The following is an 18,792-nucleotide window of genomic DNA, read 5'->3' as shown; positions in this document are numbered from 1 at the left end:
ACCCACCAAGGAGACAACAATGCAAAAGACACTCAAGACACTGGTCGCAGTGATGGGGGCCGCCGGCCTGGCGGTATCCGCCATGCAGGCCCATGCGCAGGACAAGGTGAAGATCGGCTTCATCACCGACATGTCCAGCCTCTACGCCGACGTGGAAGGCAAAAACGGTGCTCTGGCCATCCAGATGGCCATCGACGACTTCGGCGGCAAGGTGCTGGGCAAACCCATCGAACTGCTCTCCGCCGACCACCAGAACAAGGCCGACATCGCTGCCAGCAAGGCACGTGAGTGGATCGACACGCAGAACCTGACGATGCTGTTCGGTGGCACCAACTCCGGCACCGCCCTGGCCATGGCCAAGGTGGCTGAAGAGAAGAAGCGCGTGTACTTCAACAGCGGCGCCGGCTCTTCCGCGCTGACCAACGACCAGTGCACGCCCTACACCGTGCACTACGCCTACGACACCGTGGCCCTGGCCAAGGGCACGGGCGGCGCCGTGGTGAAGCAGGGCGGCAAGGACTGGTTCTTCCTGACGGCCGATTACGCCTTCGGCCAGGCGCTGGAGAACGACACCGCCAAGGTGGTCAAGGAAAACGGCGGCCGCGTGGTGGGCAACGTGAAGCACCCGCTGAACGCGTCTGACTTCTCCTCCTTCCTGCTGCAGGCACAAAACTCCAAGGCGCAGATCCTGGGCCTGGCCAACGCCGGCGGCGACACCATCAACGCCATCAAGGCGGCCAAGGAATTCGGCATCAACAAGAACATGAAGCTGGCCGGCCTGCTGGTGTTCCTGACCGACATCCACAGCCTGGGCCTGCGCAACACCGAAGGCCTGCTGCTGACCACCAGCTGGGACTGGAACCTGAACGACAAGACGCGCGAGTTCGGCAAGAAGTTCTTCGCCAAGACCAAGCGCATGCCCACGGACATCCACGCGGCCGACTACTCCGCCACCATGAACTACCTGAAGGCCGTGCAAGCCGCCGGCACTACCGATGCCGACAAGGTCATGGAGAAGCTCAAGTCCACGCCGATCGACGACTTCTACGCCAAGGGCACGATCCGCGCCGACGGCCGCTTCGTGCACGACATGTACCTCATGCAGGTGAAGTCGCCCTCCGAATCCAAGGAACCCTGGGACTACTACAAGGTCGTGGCCAAGCTGCCCGGCGACCAGGTGTTCACCACCAAGGCCGAGAGCAAGTGCGCCCTGTGGAAGTGAGTTGAGCCACGGTCCCGGGCACTGCCCGGGACCGCGCGCGTCGACGTTGCAAACCAAAGCATGAAAGACAAAGGAGACACCACATGAAAGCGAAGCTCACGACATTGGCGTTCGTGCTCGGGGCCGCAGGGCTCATGGCGTCGACCGCGCACGCGCAGGACAAGGTCAAGATCGGTTTCATCACCGACATGTCCAGCCTCTACGCAGACGTGGAAGGCAAGAACGGTGGCGTGGCCATCCAGATGGCCATCGACGACTTTGGCGGCAAGGTGCTGGGCAAGCCCATTGAGCTGCTGACGGCCGACCACCAGAACAAGGCCGACATCGCCGCCAGCAAGGCGCGCGAGTGGATCGACACGCAGGGCCTGACCATGATCTTCAGCGGCACCAACTCCGGCACTGCGCTGGCGCTGGCCAAGATCGCCGAAGAGAAAAAGCGCGTGATGATCAACAACGGCGCGGCGTCCTCTGCGCTGACCAACGACCAGTGCACGCCCTATACCGTGCACTACGCCTACGACACCGTGGCCCTGGCCAAGGGCACGGGCGGTGCCATCGTCGATGGCGGCGGCAAGAGCTGGTTCTTTCTGACGGCGGACTATGCCTTCGGCCATGCGCTGGAAGCCGACACCTCCAAGGTCGTGAAGGACAAGGGCGGCACGGTGGTGGGCGCGGTGCGCCACCCGCTGAATGCGTCCGACTTCTCGTCCTTCCTGCTGCAGGCGCAGAACTCCAAGGCGCAGATCCTGGGCCTGGCCAATGCCGGCGGCGACACCATCAACTCGATCAAGGCGGCCAAGGAATTCGGCATCGGCAACAGCATGAAGCTGGCCGGCCTGCTGATCTTCTTCAGCGACGTGCACAGCCTGGGCCTGCGCAACACCGAAGGCCTGCAGTTCACCACCAGCTGGTACTGGGACCTGAACGACGAGACGCGCAAGTTCGCCGACAAGTTCATGGCCAAGACCAAGCGCCGCCCCACCGAGATCCAGGCTGCCGACTACTCGGCCACGATGAACTACCTGAAGGCCGTCGAGGCCGCCAAGACCACCGACGCCGACAAGGTGATGGAGGCCTGGCGCGCCATGAAGATGAACGACTTCTTCGGTTCCGGCTACCTGCGTGCCGACGGCCGCTACGTGCACGACATGTACCTCATGCAGGTGAAGTCGCCGTCCGAGTCCAAGGGCACCTGGGACTACTACAAGCTCATCAAGAAACTGCCGGGTGAACAGGTGTTCACCACCAAGGCCGAGAGCAAGTGCGCCCTCTGGAAGTGATCGCGCTGCTCTCCTGATCCGACCCCCCCTACATCAGCGTTCAGTTCCCATGGAAATTTTTGGTGTTTCATTGCCGGCCATGCTGAGTCAGCTCCTCCTGGGGCTGGTCAATGGCTCGTTCTACGCGATCCTCAGTTTGGGGCTGGCCGTCATCTTCGGCCTGCTCAACGTGATCAACTTCGCGCACGGTGCGCTGTTCATGCTGGGGGCGCTGATCACCTGGATGGCCATGAACTATTTCGGCGTCAACTACTGGGTGATGCTGATCTGTGCTCCGCTGATCGTAGGGGTGATCGGCGTGGTGATCGAGCGGCTCCTGCTGCGCTGGATCTACAAGCTCGACCATCTGTACGGCCTGCTGCTCACGCTGGGCCTCACGCTGATGATCGAGGGCGTGTTCCGCTCGATCTACGGCGTCTCCGGCCTGGGCTACGACACGCCCGAGCTGCTGGAGGGCGCGACCAACCTCGGCTTCATGATCCTGCCCAACTACCGCGCCTGGGTGGTGGTGGCCTCCATCGTGGTGTGCATCGCCACCTGGTACGTGATCGAGAAGACCAAGCTGGGCGCCTACCTGCGCGCCGGCACCGAGAACCCCCGTCTGGTGGAAGCCTTCGGCGTCAACGTGCCCGTCATGGTGACGCTGACCTACGCCTTCGGCGCGGCGCTCGCGGCCTTTGCCGGCGTGCTGGCGGCGCCCGTGTACCAGGTCACGCCGCTGATGGGCCAGAACCTCATCATCGTCGTGTTCGCGGTGGTGGTGATCGGCGGCATGGGCTCCATCATGGGCTCCATCCTCACCGGCCTGGGCCTGGGCGTGATCGAGGGCTTCACCAAGGTGTTCTACCCCGAAGCCTCGTCCACCGTCGTGTTCGTCATCATGGCCATCGTCCTGCTCATCCGCCCCGCCGGCCTGTTCGGCAAAGAGAAGTAAGCCAACGGGGTGAACCACATGAACGTCAATAAATTCGCTCCCATTGGCTACGGCCTGCTGCTGCTCGGCCTGATCGTCGCGCCCTTCCTTGGCGCCTACCCGGTGTTCGTGATGAAGCTAATGTGCTTCGCGCTGTTCGCCTCGGCCTTCAACCTGCTGCTGGGCTACACGGGCCTGCTGTCCTTCGGCCACGCGGCCTTCCTGGGCGGCGCGGCCTACGTGACGGGCCATGCCGTGAAGGTGTGGGGCGCCACGCCCGAGCTCGGCCTGCTGGCCGGCCTGCTGGCCGGCGCGCTGCTGGGGTTGGTGATGGGCTTCTTCGCCATTCGCCGCCAGGGCATCTACGCCACCATGATCACGCTGGCGCTGGCGCAGATGCTGTTCTTCGCGGCGCTGCAGGCGCCCTTCACGGGCGGCGAGGACGGCCTGCAGGGCGTGCCGCGCGGCAAGCTGTTCGGCGTGCTCGACCTGTCCAGCGACCTGACCATGTACTACGTGTGCCTGATCGTGGTGGTGGTGGCCTTCCTGCTGATCGTGCGCACCATCCACTCGCCGTTCGGGCAGGTGCTCAAGGGCATCAAGGAAAACGAGCCGCGCGCCATCTCGCTGGGCTACGACACCAACCGCTTCAAGCTGCTGGCCTTCGTGATCTCGGCCGCCATTGCGGGCCTGGCCGGCGCGCTCAAGACCCTGGTGTTGGGCTTCGCCACGCTGTCCGACGTGCACTGGAGCGCCTCCGGCCACGTGGTTCTGATGACGCTGGTGGGGGGCCTGGGCACGCTGAGCGGCCCGCTGGTGGGCTCGGCCGTGGTGGTGCTGCTGGAGAACAAGATCGGCGAGCTGGGCACGCTGCTTGCGCAGCTCACGAGCATCGACTGGTTCAACACCCTGGGCGAGTCGGTGACCATCGTCACGGGCCTGATCTTCGTGGTCTGCGTGCTGGCCTTCCGTCGCGGCATCATGGGAGAGATCATCGCCTGGCTGGAGCGCCGCCGCACAGGGGGCAGCGGCAGCCACTGACGCCCTCGTCACCGCATGCCGGCTGGGCCAAGCCCCAGGTCGGCGGCACCCTCGGCCATGCGCGGCAACCGCCCTGCATGGCCGCTTTGTTTTTGATAGCTGGCGACGCTTGTTGTGTCTAGGTTTTAGATACAAAACGGGTGGAAATACCCAGAAGCAAAGCGCTGGCAGCTATCACATGCATAGCGACGGGCCGCGCCGTCAGCCCAGCCGCAGGCGCTGCGCATAGCCCGTCATTTCCAGATAGCCGCGCCCCACCTCGGGGCCGGCCGGTTCGGCCGCATCGCCCCGCGCCCGCGCTGCATGCAGCGTGCACAGCCCCTCCCAGTAGATCGCGCCGGTGGAGCCGCGGCTGTCCAGCTCCTGCGCGTCCAGCAGCGCACGCACGATGAAGCCGCCCGCGGGCGTGTCCACGCGCCACTGCACCGGGTAGCGCGCGCCGCTGGCCGGGCTGTGCCAGTGGCGCAGCGGGGAGAACACCACGGCCTCGGACGCGAACACCTGCGCGGCGTCCGCTCCTGCGGGCCGCCAGGAACCCCCGGTCCAGAGCGTGCTGCCGTCGGCGCGCCGCAGGCGGAACGCGGTGAGTGCGGCGCCGTCGTGCAGGTTCATCCCGATCCAGTCCCAGCCCACGGCCTCGGGGTGCATCAGCGCCTCGCTCCACTCATGGTCCATCCAGGCGCGGTTGGCGGGGGCGGCCAGCGGTTGCACCGGCATGCGCCGGCCCGCGAGGGTGATGGCGCCCGTCACCGCCAGCTGGGGCTGGCTGTAGTAGTAGCTGGCCTGCGCCGCGTCGGGCCCCTTGCGCGACAGGCCGGCCTGGCCCTGCAGCAGCACGGGCTGGGTGCTGGCGCAGTCCAGTTCCAGCGCAAATCCTTCTGCCTGCGCGCGCACCTCGTAGCGGCTGCCGCCCGGCGCGCTGCTGGCATGGCGCGTGAGCGACCAGTCGCGCAGGCGCACCTGCGTGTCGCCCTCCAGCGCCTCGGCAATGCCGAAGCCCGCGCGGGCAATGCGCTGGTCGTGCAATTGGCGACGGCCTTGCACGTCGGTCAACGCCGCGTGCGCAAACACGAGCTGGCGCGCGGCGAAGGCCGACTGCATGCCCTGCGTGGCCTCCACGCGCGTGCGAAAAAAGGTGATCTGAAAGCCCCACAGTCGCTCGTCGGCCTGCGCATGGCCGGTGATGTACCACCACTCGGTGCGCAGATCGGGGTGGCTGCCGTGGTCGCGCGGGAAGGCCAGCGTGCGCGGCGCCAGGGCCCAGGCGGGAGCAGCCCAGCCGCAGGCAGCACTGCCCAGCGCGCCCTGGGCCGCGAATGCCAGCAGCGCGCGGCGCCCGATCATCAGGCCAGCAGCGCCTGCAGCCGCGCGTGCGCGGCCGCGCAGTCGCCCAGGCAGCGCTGCACCCAGGCGTCGTCGTGGTAGGTGGGCAGGTAGCGCTCGCCCGCGTCGCACAGCAGCGAGAGGATCGACCCCCGCTGCCCCTGCGTGCGCATCTCCTGCGCCAGCCGCAGCATGGCGACGAAGTTGGTGCCCGTGGACGGGCCGACGCGCCGCCCCAGCAGGGTGGACAGCACGCGCATGGCGGCGACGGAGTCGTCGTCGGCCACTTCCTCCATGCGGTCCACCAGCGTGCGGATGAAGCTCGGCTCCACGCGTGGGCGGCCAATGCCTTCGATGCGCGAGCCCGGTGCGGTGAGCGTGGCGTCGCCCGTGCGGTGGTAGGCGCTGAACACCGAGCCCGCCGGGTCGGCCACGCACACCTGCGTGGCATGGCGCTGGTAGCGCACGTAGCGGCCGATGGTTGCGCTGGTGCCGCCCGTGCCTGCGCCCACCACGATCCAGCGCGGCACCGGGTGGCGCTCGCGCTGCATCTGGGTGAACATGCTCTCGGCGATGTTGTTGTTGCCGCGCCAGTCGGTGGCGCGCTCGGCGTAGGTGAACTGGTCCATGTAGTGGCCGCCCGTGTCGGCGGCGATGGCGCGCGCAGCGTCGTATACGTCGCCCGCACGCTCCACGAAGTGGCAGCGTCCGCCGTAGAACTCGATCAGCGCGATCTTCTCGGCCGAGGTGCTGCGCGGCATCACCGCCACGAAGGGCAGGCCCAGCAACCGCGCGAAATAGGCCTCGCTCACGGCGGTGGAGCCGCTCGATGCCTCCACGATGGTGGAACCCTCGCGCACCCAGCCATTGCATAGCGCATACAGGAACAGCGAGCGCGCCAACCGGTGCTTGAGGCTGCCCGTGGGATGGGTGGATTCGTCCTTCAAATACAGGTCGATGCCGGCGCTGGCGAACGCGGGCAGCGGCAGCGGGATCAGGTGGGTGTCGGCGCTGCGCTGGTAGTCGGCCTCGATGCGGGCGATGGCCTCGTGCAGCCAGCCGCTGCCGGCCGCCGGGGCGGAAAGAGAGGAGGGGGACAACATGGCCCGCATTGTCGGCGACTACCAGTCTTCCTTGACCGCCATCACCGCGTCCCGCCCCGCGGCCAGGCGGCCTGCCAGCCAGGCGGTCAGCGTGCCTACCGCCACCACGGCCAGGGCCAACGCGCCCAGGCGCGGCCAGGGAACGGCCAGGTCCATGGTCCAGTGAAAGCTCTGCGGGTTCACCACATGCACCAGCACCGCCGCCACGGCCAGGCCCAGCAGCGTGCCGGCCACCGCGCCCACGGCCGTCCAGGCCGCGCCCTCGCCGGCGACCACCGCCAGGATCTGCCGCCTCGTGAGCCCCAGGTGGGCCAGCAGCCCGAACTCCTTGCGCCGCGCCAGCACCTGCGCGCTGAAGCTGGCCGCCACGCCGAACAGCCCGATGCCGATGGCCACCGCCTGCAGCCAGTAGGTGACGGCGAAGCTGCGGTCGAAGATCGCGAGCGACCGTGCACGGATCGCGTCGGCCGAGGTGAATTCCAGTGCATCCGCCGCCGAGGCGCCCAGACTCTCGCGGGCCTGCTCCAGCACCTCGCTGCGCAGCGCGCCGGCCTCGCTGCCCGGCATGGGCCACAGCGCCAGGTCGCTGGCGCGCGCGTCACCCGTCAGGCGCGCGAAGTCCTGCAGGTCCAGCGCGATAGCGCCGTGCTGGCGCACATGGTCGCGCCACACACCAGCTACGAAAAATATAGCTGCCGGCGCTTTTCCAGACTGCGCTGGAGGCCTGAAAACCTCTGAAAGCCGCGGCCAGTCCGCGCCTGGGTGGGCGCCGTACAGGTCCACCACCGCCTCGCTCACATACACGCCGACGCGCCCAGGCGGCACGGGGCGCGCAGGGTCCACCAGTGGCAGAGCGCGGGCCGGATCGCCCTCCAGCGGCCGGGCCAGCAGCGCGACGGGGGCGCGGTCGGGTGCCAGTTGCAGACTGCTGGTGCGCAGCGCCTGCACGCGCGCCACGGCGGGCAGGCGCGCCACGGCATGGACGAAATCCGGAGGGAATACCGCGGCCTCGTCGCCGCTGGCGCCGCCGGCCGCGCGCAGGTACAGCGGCGCGGGCAGCACGCTGTCCAGCCACTGGCTGACCGAGCCGCGAAAGCTGCCCACCATCACCGTCAGCGCCACGGCCAGGCTCAGCGCCGCCACCACGCCGCCCACGGCCACGGCGGCGCTGGCGCGCATGCGGCGGGCGCGCTCCAGCGCCAGCAGGGCCAGGGCATGGCCCGCCGCCAGCGGCTGTAGCCGCGCCAGCAGCGCCTGCACCAGCCAGGGCAGCAGGGCAATGCCGCCGATCAGCAGCAGGCCCACCGCCACGTAGGCCGCCAGCGGTATGCCAAAAATGGGTGGAAGCATTGCCAGTAAAGCGCTAGCAGCTATCAAAACAAGACCGATCCAGGCGCGCGCGCCGCGCCCGGCCTGCGCACCCAGGCCCCTGAGGGTCTGCGCCGGCGGCAACTGCTGCGCATGGCGCGCGGGCCACCAGCCGCCGATCAGCGCGGCCGCTACGCCCAGCAGGCCGTAGAGGAGCGCCGCTGGTGTACTCCACTGCAGCGCAGGCTGTGCACCGGTGAAGTAGCCGCCGCCCAGGTCGCCACCCAGCAGGGTGAGCGCCAGCGCCGCCAGCGCCGTGCCCAGGGCGATGCCGGCCACGCTGCCGATGAGGCCCAGCGCGCAGGATTCCAGCAGCACCAGCGCCAGGCGCTCGCGCGGCGTGGTGCCCAGCACGGCCAGCAGCGCGAACTGCGGCGCGCGCTGCGCCACGCTGAGCGCCAGCACCGAATACACCAGGAAGCCTCCGGTGAACAGCGCCACCAGCGCCAGCACCGTGAGGTTGACGCGGTACGCGCGCGAGAGGCTGTCCACCCGCTGTACATCGTCCTGCGGCGCGGCGAACTGCACGCCCGCCGGCCAGCCGGGCAGGGCGGCCAGCGCCTGCTGCACGCTGGCGGGCGTGCTGCCGGGCTGCAGTCGCAGGTCGATGCGGGTGAGTTGCCCCGCGCGGCCGAACAGATCCTGCGCGGCGCCGATGTCCATCACCGCCAGGGGCGCGCCGCCCGCGGCCACCGTGCCCGCCACGCGCACGGGGTGCGCCGCCAGGCCTGCCTGCAGTGTGATGGCCGGGGTGTGCGCGTCGATGGCGCCCAGGCCCAGCGCCTGTTGCGCCGCAGGGTTGAGGAACACGCTGGCGGGCGCCAGCATGGCCAGGCGGTCGGCGCCGTCGTAGGCACGCGGCGCCAGGGCCGGCGCCATGGCGGGCAGCAGCAGCGCATCGGCGCCCAGCACGCGCAGCGCCACGGGTGTCTGGCCGCGGGTCGCGGACGCCCGTACCGGCACTTCCAGCCACGGGCTGGCCAGGCGCACCTGCGGCTGGCGGGCAACCTCGCCATAGAGCGATTCGGGCAGCGCGCCGCGTGTGGCGCGAAGTTCCAGGTCGGGCTGGCCGTTGACCGCGCGCACGGCCTGGGCGAATTCGTCCAGCGCCGACGCATTGATCACATGCACTGCGAACCCCAGCGCCACGCCCAGCATGACGGCGGCCACGGCGGCTGCGCTGCGCCAGGGGTGGTGGCGCAGCGCACGCCAGGAGAAGGTGCGCAGCAGGGCGGTCAGCATGCCGCGATTGTGCGGCCCGCGGCGCATGGAGTTGCGCTGCATCAAATTCAAACGTGCGGGGGTTCTTGAACCGCGGCGCGACAGCGCCTATATGGCCTGAAGACGGCGGGGCCGACCTCGCCGGACGGATGGCCCGTGCGGGCCGCTTCACCTTGTTCTCGAAAGAAGGAGTTTCATCATGAATTCACTGGTCACCCGTGGCAGCTTGTTTGACGATTTCTTCAAGGACTTTGCGCCGGGCTTCTATGTCCGCCCGTTGCACGGCGATGGGCTGCCCACGCCGTCGCAGATCAAGATCGATGTGAAGGAGGATGACGCCGCCTACACCGTGCAGGCGGAAGTGCCGGGCGTACCCAAGGAAGACATCAATGTCTCCATCGACGGCAACGTGGTCAGCCTGCGTGCCGAAGTGCGCCAGCATGACGAGAAGAAGGAGGGCGAAAAGGTGCTGCGCAGCGAGCGCTACTATGGTGCCGTGGCTCGCAGCTTCCAATTGCCTGTGGATGTGGATGCGACCCAGGCCAAGGCCAAATACGACAACGGCGTGCTCACGCTCACCTTGCCCAAGAAGCAGGGCAACAAGACGCAGCGCCTGACGATCGACTAAGCAGTTCCTGCCGGGCGGATGCCCTGTGCCGTGAGGCGCAGCGCCCGGTCCGCCCGCGCCGCGGCGGCCTGCGAATGGGTCACCAGCACCAATGCGGCGCCGTGCTCGCGGGTCTGGGCGATGAGCAGATCCATGACCAGCGCCGCCGTGGTGGGGTCCAGGTTGCCCGTCGGCTCATCGGCCAGCAGCAGAGCGGGGCGGTGCACCAGCGCGCGGGCAATGGCCACGCGCTGCAGCTGCCCCCCGCTGAGTTGCTGCGGCAGCCGCTCGCCCAGGCCTTCCAGGCCCACGGCGGCCAGCATGTGCTGCACGCGCTGCGCATCTGGGCGGTTGAGCAACATCAGCGGCAGGCCCACGTTCTGCGCCACGTCCAGATGCGGCAACACATGGAAGGCCTGGAACACGAAGCCCACATGGGCGCGGCGCCACAGGGCGCGCTGCGTGTCGTCCAACTGCCCCAGATCCACGCCCTCGTGCAGCACCTGACCGGCATCCCAATGGTCCAGCCCCGCCAGGCAGTTGAGCAGCGTGGACTTGCCCACGCCCGAGTCGCCAACGATGGCGACGAACTCCCCGCGCTGCACCTGCAGATCCACGCCCTCGAACACCGCCTGCCCGCCGTAGCGCTTGGCAAGGCCGCGCACCTGCAGCAGGGACGTGGGTTGGGCGCTCATGCGCCGCCACCCCACACGCGCGCGCGCACGGCCTGCACCAGTTGCGCAGTGGCGTCGGTCGCGTCGCAGGCGATCGAATGGCGCTGGGGCATGCTGCGCAGCCAGGTGATCTGGCGCTTGGCCAACTGGCGCGTGGCGGCGATGCCGCGCTCCGGCAGGCTGCTCATCGGGTAGAGGCCGTCCAGTGACTCCCACGCCTGGCGGTAGCCCACGCAGCGCATGCTGGGCAGCTCGGCGTGCAGGTCGCCGCGCGCACGCAGGCGCAGGACTTCGTCCAGAAAGCCGGCGGCCAGCATGGCGTGAAAGCGCTCGGCAATGCGCCCATGCAGCCAAGCGCGGTCGTGTGGTTCCAAGGAAAAAAGGCTTGCAGCGCTCATCGGGCGGTCGCTGGCTGCTACGGTTTTGGTCGTGTGAAAGCTCGACAGCGGCCGGCCCGAGACATGCCACACCTCCAGTGCGCGCTGGATGCGCTGGCTGTCGCCGGGTGCCAGGCGCGCGGCGGTTGGCGGGTCCACGCGCGCCAGTTCGGCATGCATGCCGCTCCAGCCGATGGCGGCGGCCTGGGCCTCCAGGCGCGCGCGCACGGCGGCGTCGGCGGGCGGCATGTCGTCGATGCCGTCAAACAGCGCCTTGAAGTACAGCATGGTGCCGCCCACCAGCAGCGGTAGCGCGCCGCGCGCGCGGATCTCGCCGATCAGGCGCGTGGCGTCCTGCACGAACTCGGCCGCGCTGTAGGCCTGCAGCGGGTCGCGGATGTCGATCAGGTGGTGCGGCACGCGCGCCTGCTCGGCGGGCGTGGGCTTGGCGGTGCCGATGTCCATGCCGCGGTACACCAGGGCCGAGTCCACGCTGATGATCTCCACCGGCAGGCGGGGCGCGAGCGCGTCGGCAATGGCAAACGCCGCTGCCGTCTTGCCCGAGGCCGTGGGCCCAGCCAGTGCGAGCGCGGGAATGAGGTCAGCGGGCATGGGCAACCTCCTGCGGGGCATGGCGCTGCACCAGCGTCCAGGCAATGGCCGCCAGCAGCAGCGACCACAGGGCCACGCCTTGCACCAGCGGCCACACGCTGCCGTCCAGCGCCCCGCCCAGCCACTGGCCGATGGCGAAGCCCGCCAGCATCATCATGAAACCATTGAGTGCCGAGGCCATGCCCGCCGCCTGCGGGAACGGTCCCACCGCGCCCGACTGCCCACAGGGCTGGTGGATGCCGTGGCCCACCATGTAGAGGTAGAACGGCGGCAGCAGCGCGGCCACGCTATGCCAGCCCAGCGCGGCGGCGAGCAACATCAGCAGGCCGCCGCTGGCCGACAGCGCGCCGGCGATGGCGACCGTGCGCTTGAGGCCCTGGCGCGCCAGCAGCCGCCGACACAGCAGCGTGCCCAGCAGGTACGCCACGGCCGTGGACAGCAGCGCCAGCCCGTACTGCGTGCGCGAAATGCCCAGCACGTCGAGATAGACAAAGGACGAAGCAGCCAGGAAGGTGAACAGCCCGCCATAGCTGGCCGTGGTGAGCAGCGAGAACGCCCAGAACGCGGGCGTGCGCAATACCTGCGCCGCGGTGCCTGCCAGCATGGCGGGGCGCAGGGCGTGCGGGTTGCGCTGGTGCAGCGTCTCGGGCATGCGCAGCGCCACCAGCGCCAACGTGCCCATGGCGTAGCCGGTGAGCGCCAGCAGTGCCGCGCGCCAGTTGAACCATTCGGTCAGCAGCCCGCCCAGCGGCGCGCACAGGCAGGCCACGAGCCCCAAGCCGGTCAGCGCCTTGGACATGGCGCGTGCGCCCGCCAGCGGCGTGTACAGGTCGCGCACGATGGCGCGCGCGCACATCACCACGGCACCCATGGCCACGCCCTGGGCCGTGCGCCAGGCAATGAGCACCGCCATGGACGGCGCCAGCGCCGCACCCACCGCCGCCAGCGTGTACAGCGCCAGCCCGGTGAGCAGCACCGGCCGGCGGCCGAATCGGTCGGACAGTGGCCCCCATGCCAGTTGCGAGCAGCCAAAGGCCAGCAGCAGCGCGGACAGCGTGAGTTGGCCTGCGGCCACGGGTGCGTTCAGGCTGCGCGTGAGCGCGGGCAGGGCGGGCAGGTACAGATCGGTGGTGACGGGCTGGATGCTCAGCAGCAGGGCCAGCACCAGGATGGCCAGGCCGGGAGGCACAGGCACGGGTACCGCAGGCGCCTGCTGCGGGCCGATGGCGGCGGACGGGACGGACATGATGCGCGCGAGGGTAGCAGAGTCGATGGCGCGGCAGACCCAAGGCCCCGCACCCCCGCCGGGGCTTGGAGCGGGGCGCAGGGCAGGTCCAACGCATTTGGATGAAAATGGCCTGTACCGCCCTATGGACAAGCGCGAGCAGCTATGAAAAACATAGTCCACTGCGCGCATTCAGCTTCGAGCAACGCCGTGACCTCCACCACCCGCATTCCCTTGCTTATCCTCAACGGCATGACGCCGCAGCACCTGGACCAGATCGGCCAGCGTTTTGACGTCTGCTATGCCCCCACGCCCGACACGCGCGCCCAGGCCATCGCACAGCAGGGCGCGCGCTTCAGGGCGGTGCTGACCATCGGCGCCGTCGGTCTCACGGCGCAGGAGATCGCCGCCATGCCCGCGCTGGAGCTGGTGTGTGCCCTCGGCGCGGGCTACGAGAACGTGGCGCTGGACGCCGCCCGCGCGCGCGGCATTGCGCTGGCCAACGGCGCGGGCACCAACGACGACTGCGTGGCCGACCATGCGTTCGGGCTGCTGATTGCCATCGTGCGCGGCATGCGCACCCTGGACCGGCAGTGCCGCGCCGGCGTGTGGCGCGACGCGATCGGCCTGCCGCCCAATGTCTCGCGCAAGCGGCTGGGCATCTTCGGGCTGGGCACCATCGGCCACAAGATCGCGCGCCGCGCCGCAGGCTTTGACATGGAGATCGGCTACCACAACCGCAGCCCGCGCGCGGAGGTGCCGCACCGCTACTTCCCCAGCCTGCAGGAGCTGGCCGCCTGGTGCGACGTGCTGGTGTGCGCCACGCCGGGCGGGGCGTCCACGCGCCACCGCGTCAATGCCGAGGTGCTGCAGGCGCTGGGCCCGCAGGGCTACCTGGTGAACATCGCGCGCGGCAGCGTGGTGGACACGCAGGCCCTGGCGGCTGCGCTGCGCGAGCGCCGCATTGCCGGCGCGGGGCTGGATGTGTACGAGAGCGAGCCCGCGCCGCCGCAGGAGCTGGTGGGCCTGGACAACGTGCTGCTCACCCCGCACGTGGCCGGCTGGTCGCCCGAGGCCGTGCAGGCCAGCGTGGACCGCTTCCTGGCCAACGCCGAGGGCCACTTTGCGGGCCGCGGCGTGGTCTCGCCGATCTGACCGCGGACTACAGCGCCGCGCGCAGGCGCTCGGCATAACCGGCCAGCACGGCGGCTGGCGGCTCCTGGCGTGGCCAGGTGAAGGTGATGCCGTCGTCCTCATGGCGCGGCACCACGTGCAGGTGCACATGCGCCACGGTCTGCCCGCCCAGCGCGCCATTGGCCTGCAGCAGCGTGAGCCCGGGCGGGTCGAAGGCGGTGCGCACCGCCAGCGCGACGCGGCGCGCGGTCTGCATCAGCGCCGCGGCCTCTTCGGGGGTCGTGTCGAGCAAGGTGGCTGCATGCCGTTTGGTCGCGACGAGGACATGGCCCGGCGTGACCTGGCCGATGTCCATGAAGGCGATCGTGAGCGCGTCCTCATAGACCTTGGCACTGGGGATTTCGCCGGCCACCAGCCGGCAGAAGATGCATTGGCCGGGCGGCGAGGTGTCAACGAACATGGGCACGGGCGGTCTCTCCTGTAGGTTGGAATATCCAGGTTGGCCGCGGATGGGGATGCGGCGACCCTGTCGCGCTGGAGTGTAAGGACCTAGTGCGCGCCGGCCCGGGCCCGCGGCGCGGCGCGCGCCGCATCGATGGTCGTCAAGGGCGATTGCAGGCAGACCAGCCCGCCTGGGCCGGCGTCGCGCCAGGCGATGCCCGCGTGCGACTGCTTGGCATCGCGCTTGGCCAGCGCCGCGAGGTTGGCCACCTCTTCGGCATGCTCCATGCTGCCCGGCGGCACGCGCACCGCGCCGATCGACAGCGTGGTGCAGCGAAAAAAACGGTTCACGCCATGCCGGTCCTCGGCCCAGATGCCGCCTTCCTGGCGCGCGGATTCATCGAACAGGGCGATGGCCTCGCGCGCGAACGAGTCCACGATGCGCTGGCAGCGCGCCAGCCAGTCGCTGCTCTGGAACAGCAGCATGAAGTCGTCACCGCCCACATGGCCCACGAAGTCGGCCCGCGGGTCGCAGTGCGTCAGCGCCAGCCGCGCCACCAGGCGGATCATCTGGTCGCCGCGCCAATAGCCGTAGTGGTCGTTGAAGGGCTTGAAGTGGTTCAGGTCGGCGTAGCAGGCGACGAAGGCCGCGCGGTTGTCCAGCAGGCGCTGCATGTGCAGGCTGATGGGGATGTTGCCGGGCAGGAAGGTGAGGGGGTTGGCGTGGCGCGCGGCCTCGATGCGCGCTTCGGTCACGCCGCGCACCAGTTGCTCGCCGGTGCCCAGGCCCGCGTAGCGCCCGTTGTCGGTGACGATGAAGCCGTCGTTGAGGTAGCGCTGGTCCTGCGAGGTGAGGATGCCCACCAGATGCTCCACGTCGCAGTCCATCTCCACCACGCGCGGCGACGTACTGGCGAACGCCATGCAGGGCTTGCGGCCGTGCACCTCGCGAAAGTACAGCGTGGCGTAGTGGTTCATGAACTCCTGGCGGTTGATGAGCGCCACGGGGCGTTCGCCCTCCAGCACCGCAATGGCGTGCAGATCGCCATGCGTGCGAAACAGCTCGGCCACCGCGTCGTTGCTGGTGCAGGGCGTGACGGTGGGCGCCTGCGCCATGAGCAGGTTGCGCAGGATGCCCGGGCGCATGGGCTGGCCGCCGTGCGGCAGCACGGCCACGCGGCGGTCCCGCAGCACGGCCAGCGCGGGCGGCTCGATCGCCAGGCGAGCGGTACGCGCGGGCCGGCCCAGCAGGTAGCCCTGGCCGTAGGAAATATCGAGGTCGCGCAGCGCGCGCAGCTCGTCGCTGGTCTCGATGCCTTCGGCCACCAGCGTGGTGCCGAACACTTCGGCAATGCCGCGGATCGCCTGCAGCATCTGCAGCTTCTCGGGGTGCTGGCCGATGTCGCGCGTGAAGTACTTGTCGATCTTCACGAAGTCGGGGCGCACCTCCGACCACAGGCGCAGGCTGGAATGGCCGTCGCCGAAGTCGTCCAGCGCCAGGCGCATGCCACTGGCGTGCACCTGGCGCAGTGCGTCGCGCAGCGGCACCAGGTCGTGCACGCGCTCGTGCTCGGTGATCTCCAGCACCACCATGTGCGGCGACGCGCCCAGCCGGCGCACCACGTGGGCCAGAGGCTCCGCGCCGCACAGCCCGACGCCCCAGACCAGCGCGTCGGCGCTGATGTTCACGAACAGCCGGCCCGGCGTGGCCTGCTGGCCCCATTGGGTGAGTGCCTGCGCGACGCACAGCAGTTCGAAGTCGTGCAGCAGGTCTTCGGCGCGTGCCTGGCCCAGCAAGGCGTCGGGCGAATGCAGCGGCGAGTTTTCCGGGCCGCGGATCAGGGCCTCGTGTGAATAGATGTTCCCCTCGCGCAGGTCGGCCAGGGGCTGGAATACGCAGTGCAGCCCACCCGCGCGCAGCAGCCGCGCCAGCGGCCCTTCGCCCCGCCGCACCCTGGGTGACAGCGAAGGCAGCAGTGCGCGCAGAGACAGCCGCGGAGCATCAGGCATCGGTAGCAATTGGTAACTGTTAAAAGGGGAGCGTAGGCCTTCCGGGTGACAGGCCCGTGACGCGCATGCGCCTGGCAAGGGCGATGGCTGGTATTGAATTGATAGCTGCTGGCGCTTTGTCCGTAAGCATCAGGGCTACTTTTCATTGGTATTTGCAGGCGAAAAAAAGCACGCGGCGCATGGCGCCGCGTGCCGTGCAGTGGCCGACAGGGCCTGCTTCGTCAGAACCGGTGGCGGATACCCACGCCGAAGCTGTTGCCCGTGGACTGGTTGGTGATCTTGTCGTTCATGTACATCGCGTACACGTCCGTGCGCTTGGACAGGTTGTAGTCATAGCCCAGCGTGAAGGTCTTGCGGTCCAGGTCCGAGTCCGTCAGCTCGGTCTTGACCCAGGAAGCCAACAGGCTGCCGCCGCCCAGCGGAGCCGATGCGCCGACCTGCATCGTCTTGGCCTTGCCGGGGCTGTTGTCGGCCTTGGTCTGGCCGTAGCTCAGGTACGGCTTCACGACGTTGAAATCGTAGGCTGCGGCCAGCATCCAGTCCTTCTTGGTCGTGCCCAGGTAGGTGCCCTGGCCGGGGTTGCTGATCTGGTCGCGCTCGTAGTAGCCAGTCAGCGTCAGCGGGCCGCCGAAGTAGAAGAAATTAGCGCCGACGTTCTTCTTGCCGTTATCGCCCGGCAGTTCGCCGAACTGGTACTGCAAGTTGGCCTTGAAGCCGCCGATGTCGGGCGTGCTGTAGGCGATCTGGTTGCTCCAGCCTGTGTCGGACGGGGTGGTGGCCTGCCAGCCGGAGGCGTTGAACAGCGGCACGTTCTTGTGCAGGATCAGCGGCGAGAACGTGAACGAGTCGCCCAGCGGGTTGCCCACCACGGACGGCAGGAAGTTGGGTGCCATCCAGCGGCCCAGCAGCACGGAGCCAAAACTGCCCGACAGGCTCACGTTGGCGTCGCGCGAGAAAAACGTATCGCCCGGAAAGCGGCCCTGGGTGCCGGCATCCACCTGGATGAACGAGGTGAGCTGGAAGTTGGCCTTCAAGCCGCCGCCCAGGTCTTCGGAGCCGGTGAAGCCGAACCACGAGGTGGTCATGCCGCCGCTGTTGACCACCGAGCGGCGGTCGGCGTCGCCGGCCATCTTCATGGAGCCGACGTAGACGTCGGTCAGACCCGAAAGCGTGACGGAGGTCTGGGCGTGCGCCGTGGCCGCGCACAGCGTGGCGGCGGCAAGGGCGATCAAATGGCGGTACATGGGTTCTCCTCTGTAGGGCGGGGATGCGCGGCTGGCGCAGGGGTTGTTATGACGGTTTCGTGTCAGGCAGCGATTGTGGTCAAGCAAACATCATGCCGCCAGCCTTTTCCGTGTTTTTGCAACACTGCGAACGCAAGTTGTTGCGCCCGGACCTGCCGGAACGGCGCGTGAGGCGGCCCGGCACGCCGGCGGTTGCACGTCCACTTTTGATTTCGCTCAAAGCAGGACGGGCGGTGCGCCGGCACAGTGGCGGTCATGTTCCCCCTACCGTCCTCCGACCAGTCCGCACAGATCGAGGTGGCCACCGCGGGCGAGGTGCTGCGTGAGCGCCACCAACAACCTGCGTCCGTGCTCTACCTTGACAGTGGCCGCGTGCTGCTGGGCGTGCGCGAGGACGGCGTGATGCGCCACCAGCTTGGTGTGGTCGAAGGGCCGTTCTGGCTCGACGCCGCCACCGCGCTGCTGGAGCAGCCCTGCGCCGTGGACATGGTGGCGGACACCCGCGTGCAGTTGCGCCGGCTACCGCTGGAGGACTTCAAGCGCACCTTTGATGAGTTGCCCGTGGGCGCACAGGCGCTGCTGCGCGACATGGCCACCGGTTACTGCCAACAGACGGAACTGGCCGTGAGCCGCCTGGCCCAGGACGCCGAAGCCCGCTGCGCCCAGTGGCTGCTGCGCCATGCGCAAAACAGTGAAGACGGCGGCTTGCGCGTCACGCTGCACCAGCGCAAGCGCCTGATTGCAGCGCAGTTGGGCATTGCGCCCGAGACGCTCTCGCGTGTGCTGCGCCATCTGCGCGAGCACGGCCTGATCGCTGGCACGGGCAACGTGCTGAGCCTGCCGCAGCCCCGCGCGCTGCAGATGGTGGCCGGCGCCTGAGCACACGCTGGGCACTCCGCCCGATGGGGCCGCTGCGGCGGCCCTTTTGCATCCAGTTGTTACCACTCTCTACCTGAAGGCCTGAGGCGTCAGGGTTTTTCCCGCGCCGTCCCAGGGT

16 protein-coding genes are annotated in these 18,792 nt (G+C 68.9%); 7 read left to right on the top strand and 9 right to left on the bottom strand.

Annotated elements, in window-relative coordinates; genetic code table 11:
* Positions 1–19 precede the first annotated feature (19 nt).
* The 4 genes from PCQ86_RS14270 (at position 20) to PCQ86_RS14255 (ending at position 4,456) form a co-directional block, all read left to right on the top strand.
* Positions 20–1,222 (top strand): ABC transporter substrate-binding protein, encoded by a 1,203-nt coding sequence (locus PCQ86_RS14270; protein ID WP_015913847.1) that lies wholly within the window; start codon positions 20–22, stop codon positions 1,220–1,222.
* A gap of 83 nt (positions 1,223–1,305) precedes the next feature.
* Positions 1,306–2,502 carry an ABC transporter substrate-binding protein gene (locus PCQ86_RS14265; protein WP_123675978.1) on the top strand — a complete coding sequence of 399 codons (1,197 nt, stop codon included), beginning with the start codon at positions 1,306–1,308 and terminating at the stop codon, positions 2,500–2,502.
* A gap of 49 nt (positions 2,503–2,551) precedes the next feature.
* Positions 2,552–3,436, top strand: a complete 885-nt coding sequence (locus tag PCQ86_RS14260) for a branched-chain amino acid ABC transporter permease (RefSeq protein ID WP_088886333.1) — start codon at positions 2,552–2,554, stop codon at positions 3,434–3,436.
* Positions 3,437–3,454: 18 nt separating this feature from the next.
* Positions 3,455–4,456, top strand: coding sequence for a branched-chain amino acid ABC transporter permease (locus PCQ86_RS14255; RefSeq protein WP_270174045.1), 1,002 nt, complete (start codon positions 3,455–3,457; stop codon positions 4,454–4,456).
* Between the two features lie 201 nt (positions 4,457–4,657).
* On the opposite strand, the gene PCQ86_RS14250 is transcribed toward PCQ86_RS14255, so the two are convergent.
* The 3 genes from PCQ86_RS14250 to PCQ86_RS14240 are packed head-to-tail and all read right to left on the bottom strand — an operon-like array spanning position 4,658 to position 9,534.
* Positions 4,658–5,800, bottom strand: a complete 1,143-nt coding sequence (locus PCQ86_RS14250) for a lipocalin-like domain-containing protein (protein WP_270174044.1) — start codon at positions 5,798–5,800, stop codon at positions 4,658–4,660.
* Positions 5,800–6,891, bottom strand: a complete 1,092-nt coding sequence (locus tag PCQ86_RS14245) for a PLP-dependent cysteine synthase family protein (RefSeq protein ID WP_270174043.1) — start codon at positions 6,889–6,891, stop codon at positions 5,800–5,802. The genes PCQ86_RS14250 and PCQ86_RS14245 overlap by 1 nt, the downstream gene beginning before the upstream one ends.
* A gap of 9 nt (positions 6,892–6,900) precedes the next feature.
* Positions 6,901–9,534, bottom strand: coding sequence for an ABC transporter permease (locus tag PCQ86_RS14240; protein WP_270174042.1), 2,634 nt, complete (start codon positions 9,532–9,534; stop codon positions 6,901–6,903).
* 136 nt (positions 9,535–9,670) lie between these two features.
* Here PCQ86_RS14240 and PCQ86_RS14235 point away from each other — a divergent pair, with 136 nt between their 5' ends.
* Complete coding sequence (locus PCQ86_RS14235) at positions 9,671–10,099, top strand: Hsp20/alpha crystallin family protein (RefSeq protein ID WP_011806237.1); 429 nt, start codon at positions 9,671–9,673, stop codon at positions 10,097–10,099.
* Here PCQ86_RS14235 and PCQ86_RS14230 read toward each other — a convergent pair.
* From PCQ86_RS14230 to PCQ86_RS14220, 3 genes are read right to left on the bottom strand one after another with little or no spacing between them, the layout of a single operon-like run.
* Complete coding sequence (locus PCQ86_RS14230; protein WP_270174041.1) at positions 10,096–10,773, bottom strand: ABC transporter ATP-binding protein; 678 nt, start codon at positions 10,771–10,773, stop codon at positions 10,096–10,098. The two genes, PCQ86_RS14235 and PCQ86_RS14230, sit on opposite strands and share 4 nt — an antisense overlap.
* Complete coding sequence (gene miaA, locus PCQ86_RS14225; RefSeq protein WP_270174040.1) at positions 10,770–11,741, bottom strand: tRNA (adenosine(37)-N6)-dimethylallyltransferase MiaA; 972 nt, start codon at positions 11,739–11,741, stop codon at positions 10,770–10,772. The genes PCQ86_RS14230 and miaA overlap by 4 nt, the downstream gene beginning before the upstream one ends.
* Positions 11,731–12,987: a multidrug effflux MFS transporter gene (locus PCQ86_RS14220; RefSeq protein ID WP_172207733.1), complete on the bottom strand. Its 1,257-nt coding sequence runs from the start codon at positions 12,985–12,987 to the stop codon at positions 11,731–11,733. Before PCQ86_RS14220 ends, miaA begins: the two co-directional genes overlap by 11 nt.
* Positions 12,988–13,131: 144 nt before the next feature.
* Here PCQ86_RS14220 and PCQ86_RS14215 point away from each other — a divergent pair, with 144 nt between their 5' ends.
* Positions 13,132–14,121 carry a 2-hydroxyacid dehydrogenase gene (locus tag PCQ86_RS14215; RefSeq protein WP_270174039.1) on the top strand — a complete coding sequence of 330 codons (990 nt, stop codon included), beginning with the start codon at positions 13,132–13,134 and terminating at the stop codon, positions 14,119–14,121.
* Positions 14,122–14,128: 7 nt separating this feature from the next.
* Here the strand turns inward: PCQ86_RS14215 and PCQ86_RS14210 are convergent, their stop codons facing one another.
* From PCQ86_RS14210 to PCQ86_RS14200, 3 genes are all read right to left on the bottom strand, one after another.
* The gene (locus PCQ86_RS14210; RefSeq protein ID WP_015913835.1) at positions 14,129–14,566 is read right to left on the bottom strand and encodes an HIT family protein; all 438 of its coding nucleotides are present in this window, start codon (positions 14,564–14,566) and stop codon (positions 14,129–14,131) included.
* Positions 14,567–14,649: 83 nt separating this feature from the next.
* Positions 14,650–16,551 (bottom strand): phosphodiesterase, encoded by a 1,902-nt coding sequence (locus PCQ86_RS14205; protein ID WP_270174038.1) that lies wholly within the window; start codon positions 16,549–16,551, stop codon positions 14,650–14,652.
* A 221-nt stretch (positions 16,552–16,772) separates the two neighbouring features.
* On the bottom strand, positions 16,773–17,795 hold the full coding sequence (locus PCQ86_RS14200) for a porin (protein WP_270174037.1): 1,023 nt from the start codon (positions 17,793–17,795) through the stop codon (positions 16,773–16,775).
* A gap of 255 nt (positions 17,796–18,050) precedes the next feature.
* Here PCQ86_RS14200 and PCQ86_RS14195 point away from each other — a divergent pair, with 255 nt between their 5' ends.
* Entirely contained in the window at positions 18,051–18,674 is a 624-nt protein-coding gene (locus PCQ86_RS14195) for a Crp/Fnr family transcriptional regulator (protein WP_047351073.1), read from the top strand.
* Positions 18,675–18,792: the final 118 nt, after the last annotated feature.

It is taken from the genome of Diaphorobacter sp. ED-3 (assembly GCF_027625375.1).
In the GTDB taxonomy this organism is placed as follows: Bacteria; Pseudomonadota; Gammaproteobacteria; order Burkholderiales; family Burkholderiaceae_C; genus Diaphorobacter; species Diaphorobacter nitroreducens.
The sequence above is the reverse complement of the archived record's forward strand: the minus strand, read 5'-3'. Positions and strand labels throughout refer to the sequence as shown.